Below are 4,624 nucleotides of genomic sequence, written 5' to 3' on the forward strand. Positions count from 1 at the left end.
AGGATGCCAGTAGGCAACTAAGTCTTGGCCCACTTGGGTACACCCCAGATACCCTCCGAGCTGCACAGATGCGCCACGCCGGGTGTACCCACTAAGCAGGTACGCGGTTGGGGTCTCCGTTGGGTATGCGGACGGGGCATCGGTTGGGACATCGGGCAAATCCGGATGTATCTCCGCAGACACGGCACAGACATGTGAGTGAGATCACAGACAAAAGGGGTTCCCTGTGGGCCTGCTGGCGTCGGCACCAGGTGCCGCTGTCAGCGAAAGGCGACAACTGTGGTTGTCGCTCGGCCGCAATGCGTGCGAATCGTTCCCCCTGCCGGAGAACGGGGCGGAAAGGGACCACATCACGTATCCGCAACCCGCTCCTATACTTTGAACAGTACCCGTTGGGTATTTAAGTCGCGGAGTGCTCGGGTGGGTGTGGCAGATGCCGCGACCTGCGCCGGTGCGGCATCGCAGGCCCACCCGTCTTTACGGGTGGTCCGGTGGGCGGACCGATGGGGGGTCCGGTGGGCGGACAGGCGGGAAGCCGGACAATTCCGACCAAGCAGGATGTAGCGGAACTGCGGGAGCGTGCAGGCGCGCGGATGCCCAGCGGGCCGGGGCCACGGCCGTCTGGATGTGAACACGTGACCTGTAGGGGTACGAGTCGGGCTGTGCTCGGGCGACCCCAGCGGAGCCGGTGGCCTGCGCCAGCGGCTCCCCGCCGGGGTAGCCGCTCAAACAGGGGACCGGCGCGGCGACCGGTACGGCTACCCGATCGGCAGGGGGTATGCCGACGCAGCGAGGCCCCCGGATGACGCCAGCGCGTCCAGCCGCACCCTCGGAGCCCGGGGCATGGCCGCCGGTTCCCGGCGGTGGCAGTGGGGGCAGGCGGCCGGTTGACGTTGGCACGTCATGGTGTTGATCACCAGCCGGTCCGCCGGGCGCATCCGCAGGCGGTCGCGGGCGTCCACCAGCATGTGGACGTCCGTTCCATAGGTGGACGCCAGCAGCGCGAGAATCTGCGGGGTGGGCCTTCGCCGTGAATACCCATCCGGCCAATGCTCCACTTCACACAGATGGGATTCGGTCACGCGCGCCCCGCCGTCCGGATCGATACCAAGCTTGGCGGCGTGGCCGTTGATATGGCCAGCGGCCCGTGTCAGCGTCCAGCCGTGCGCCTGCCGGAAAACCGTGCGAGGACGGACCCGATAACGAAGCATGAACTCGTCAGCGATCTCCGCATGCGTCATTCCCGCGTCCAGCATCTGGACCCGTAACGCATTCCGTTCAGCTCTCACACTCGGCTCGCCCACGTCTCCCCCTTCCGATCACGTAGCGGTGCGTCACGCCGTGCGCACCATGGCGTCGGGCGAGCGCTGGCCGGAGGAGGGCAGGTGCCACGGGTCCAGCCCACGCAGCGCGTCCACGACCCGTAGCAAGGTCCCCGGATCGGTGCTGTAGAAGACGGGCTCCGCCGGTTCCGGCCCGAGCGTCGGTGTCCGCGTCGGCATCGCCGCATCGGCGGGCGTCGCCTGCGGGCCGGGTCGCAGACCGCCGGGAATCTCGGCCCATACGACTTTTCCGCCGGTTTTGACCGGGTACCACGACCATTGGCTGGAAAGCCCGTCGACCATCAGCAGACCCCGCCCATCCTCGGAGAACACGTCGGGGGTTTTGATGCGGGGAGGGCTGTCGTTGCCGTCCCATACTTCGATGAGGACGTTCCCAATGGTGGCGGTCAGCCGTATGGCCACGACGTCGTGCGGGCGGCTCGCCTTCGCGGCATTCGAGGCCAGTTCACAGACGACGATTTCGGCGCTGCTCACGGCGTCCGCGTCCACCGACCATCGCGCGAGCGTGAGGACGGTGCGCGCCCGCATCTCGGGAACGGCCGCGACGGTCGGCGGGAAGTGCTCCACCGCTATGCGGATCGTGGGCGATGGGTCGGCCGCTGTCATGCCGAGCCCCTTGGAGTGGTCGACGCGCATGCGGCTGTCCGGCGGCCGATGATCGCGGCGTTCACGGCCGGATGCACTGCGCGGACTGGCGCTGTGACACGTCGTCCGTGTGGGCGGTGCCGAGGGACGGCAGGTCGCAGCCGGGGAGAACGGCGAACTCGGCCCACGCCACCAGCTCACAGCGGGCGGGGGACACGCGGCGGCTGACCTTCGCCACACGATCATCAAGGGTCAGGGGAAGACGGGTACGCGCCTGCCGCATCCGCAGGTGCGCCCATTCGTGGGCAGCGTCGAACTCAGGGAACGCGCCGAGCGGTCGTCCATCCGCGTCCCACACCACGAACCGGCGTTCGTCCATGGCCCTCTCCCCTCGGTTGGTGGCGGGAGGCCCCTCGCTGTGCCTCCGCTCGCGCGGCGCTCGTGCTGTCACGGACAGCGCCGCGGTACTGGCAGAATGCATGGCTGATCCAGCATACGCAAGTACGTACGCGTGTTGCGTGGGCGTGTGTAGATCAGGCCGCGGGTCGGGCTGGCAGACTGCTACCAGGAGAAGGGAGGACCATGGCGAGCACGCCAGGCCCCACCGTACGGCGTCGGCGTCTGGGCGCAGAGCTGCGCCGGCTGCGGGAGGCGAAGGAGCTGACCGTCGACCAGGCCGGGGAGCACATCCACCGCAGCGGGCCGACGATCAGCCGGATGGAGACCGGACAGTTCCGGTTCGTCACGCGCAACGTCGCGGACCTGCTCGACCTCTACGGCGTCACCGATGCCAACCAGCGACAGGCATTGCTGGCGCTGGCGAAGGAGACCCGCAAGCCCGCGTGGTGGCACTCCTACGGCGATGTCGTGCCGCGCTGGTTCCAGGTCTACATCGGCCTGGAAGCCGAAGCCTCCACGATCACGACCTTCCAGGCCCTGCTTGTGCCCGGCCTGCTCCAGACCGAGGACTACGCGCGGGCGGTCATCCGCGCCGCCTCGCCAGAGCTACCCACGCACGAAGTCGACCGCGCCGTGGAACTGCGGATGAACCGGCAGAAGATCCTCACCGGAGAGCAGCCCGCCCAGCTCTGGGCCATCCTCGACGAGGCAGTGATCCGGCGCCACGTCGGCACTTCCACGATCATGGCCAGGCAGCTTGACCAGCTGATCGAGGCATCCGACCAACCCGGAGTCACGATCCAGGTCGTGCCCTTCACCGTCGGCGCCCACTCCGGCATGATCTCCAGCTTCACGATCCTGGGCTTCCCGGACACCGACGGAGCCCCGGAAACGGTCTACATCGAGGCTCCCACGGGAAGTCTCTACCTGGAGAAACAGACCGAGGTACGGCGCTACGAGGCGTGGATGAACCAGCTCCGAAGCTCCGCCCTCGCCCCGACCAACGGCGCCCTGTCGATCATCAAAGCCGCACGTGAGGACATGGAACGATGACCACCCACAGCAACGACGTCCTGAACTGGCGCAAGAGCAGCTACTCCGGCGGCACCGGCGGCGACTGCGTCGAAGTCGCCACCCTCCCCGACGGCGGCCGAGCCATCCGCGACTCCAAGCAGCCAGACGGGCCGGTCCTGCGCTTCACACCCGCCGAGTGGGCCGCGTTCCAAGCAGGTGTCCGCGACGGCGAGTTCGACTCCTGACACAGAGCCCCGCCGCCACCACCGGGACCGCGCGGGCGTCGCAGGTGCGGGCATCTCCCGCCCGGCGACGCCCGCTTGCTTATGACCGGGCGAGCACTCCCAACCTAGCCGACGTGGCGGCGCCTACTGCTGACAGTGCCACTGGCCGGTCTACCTGCGGATAGGACTGTCAACGTCTTTCATCTACCTCAGCCCGACGTCCGGTCCCGGCGTGAGTGTGCCGGCTACACAAGCGCTTCTCTTTCGCCAAACCGGTTGCGATGCCCGACAGGCGGCTCCTACCATGTGACGGCCGGGCAGATATCCAAGTGGCGTTCGATTGAGAGCGAGGAAGCTACATGAACTCTGACGATGACGACCTTGTTCTAGCCGTTGAAAACCTGTCGCAGGTACAGGACCGTTATGACGCCGAGCACTCCGACGGAGGGAGCACGGGTCGTAGCGACGGAGGCTCCGGCGACGGGCTTAACTTCCCCGAGGAAAACAGATAGGACGACCAGAGCCGCCCGCACCATGGCCACCCTCGATACCTTTGAACAGCGAGGAGCGAATCGCTAGCGATGGAGCATCGTCTGGTCCGGGGAATTGAGGGCGCGTTTGACTGGCGGGACGTCTCACCTCTTGGACGGGAGTTCGCGCGGGGTCATCTGGAAGATACGTCATTGTGCGAACGTCTGATGACCGCGTCGCGACTTCTGGATATTGTCACGCGACGAAGCTTGGAACCACCTCAGCTCCGTTTTTTCAAGGACGGAGACGAACTCCATCCCGCCGACTACCTTCGCTCCCAGACTAACAGGCGACGGCAGAACATTCGCATGGTGGACCCTGGGGCGATGGGAAGCCTGCTCGACACGGGCGTGACTCTCGTGCTCGACGCCCTGGACACGTTTGATCCCACGCTGGAGGTCGCCACCCGCGCACTCCAATGGTGGTCACACGAACTGGTGCAGGTCAACGCATACTTGACGACCCGATCGAGCGCCGGTTTTCCGATCCACTGGGATGACCACGACGTCATTGTTGTCCAACTCGTGG

At 66.7% G+C, this 4,624-nt stretch carries 6 protein-coding genes; 3 read left to right on the forward strand and 3 right to left on the reverse strand.

What is annotated here, in order from left to right:
* Positions 1-758 precede the first annotated feature (758 nt).
* The 3 genes from AC08OP_RS06590 to AC08OP_RS06600 are packed head-to-tail and all read right to left on the reverse strand — an operon-like array spanning position 759 to position 2,307.
* A complete protein-coding gene (locus AC08OP_RS06590) occupies positions 759-1,289 on the reverse strand; it encodes a hypothetical protein (RefSeq protein ID WP_476613369.1) in 531 nt (176 codons plus the stop codon).
* Between the two features lie 45 nt (positions 1,290-1,334).
* Positions 1,335-1,979, reverse strand: a complete 645-nt coding sequence (locus AC08OP_RS06595; protein ID WP_476613370.1) for an ATP-binding protein — start codon at positions 1,977-1,979, stop codon at positions 1,335-1,337.
* Positions 1,980-2,010: 31 nt separating this feature from the next.
* Positions 2,011-2,307, reverse strand: a complete 297-nt coding sequence (locus AC08OP_RS06600) for a hypothetical protein (RefSeq protein ID WP_476613371.1) — start codon at positions 2,305-2,307, stop codon at positions 2,011-2,013.
* A gap of 203 nt (positions 2,308-2,510) precedes the next feature.
* Between AC08OP_RS06600 and AC08OP_RS06605 the strand changes: the two genes are divergently transcribed.
* From AC08OP_RS06605 to AC08OP_RS06615, 3 genes are all read left to right on the forward strand, one after another.
* Positions 2,511-3,380, forward strand: a complete 870-nt coding sequence (locus tag AC08OP_RS06605) for a helix-turn-helix domain-containing protein (RefSeq protein ID WP_476613372.1) — start codon at positions 2,511-2,513, stop codon at positions 3,378-3,380.
* Positions 3,377-3,586 (forward strand): DUF397 domain-containing protein, encoded by a 210-nt coding sequence (locus AC08OP_RS06610; RefSeq protein WP_476613373.1) that lies wholly within the window; start codon positions 3,377-3,379, stop codon positions 3,584-3,586. The genes AC08OP_RS06605 and AC08OP_RS06610 overlap by 4 nt, the downstream gene beginning before the upstream one ends.
* Positions 3,587-4,146: 560 nt before the next feature.
* Positions 4,147-4,624: JmjC domain-containing protein (locus AC08OP_RS06615; RefSeq protein ID WP_476613374.1), on the forward strand; the 478-nt coding region annotated here is incomplete at its 3' end.

This window comes from Frankia sp. CeRuru1 (assembly GCF_977966315.1).

What these genes read in the sequence shown, in the direction of transcription:
- AC08OP_RS06595 (WP_476613370.1), bottom strand. Translation starts at nt 1,979, where the DNA reads ATGCGCGTCGACCACTCCAAGGGGCTCGGCATGACAGCGGCCGACCCA.
- AC08OP_RS06600 (WP_476613371.1), bottom strand. Translation starts at nt 2,307, where the DNA reads ATGGACGAACGCCGGTTCGTGGTGTGGGACGCGGATGGACGACCGCTC.
- AC08OP_RS06605 (WP_476613372.1), top strand. Translation starts at nt 2,511, where the DNA reads ATGGCGAGCACGCCAGGCCCCACCGTACGGCGTCGGCGTCTGGGCGCA.
- AC08OP_RS06610 (WP_476613373.1), top strand. Translation starts at nt 3,377, where the DNA reads ATGACCACCCACAGCAACGACGTCCTGAACTGGCGCAAGAGCAGCTAC.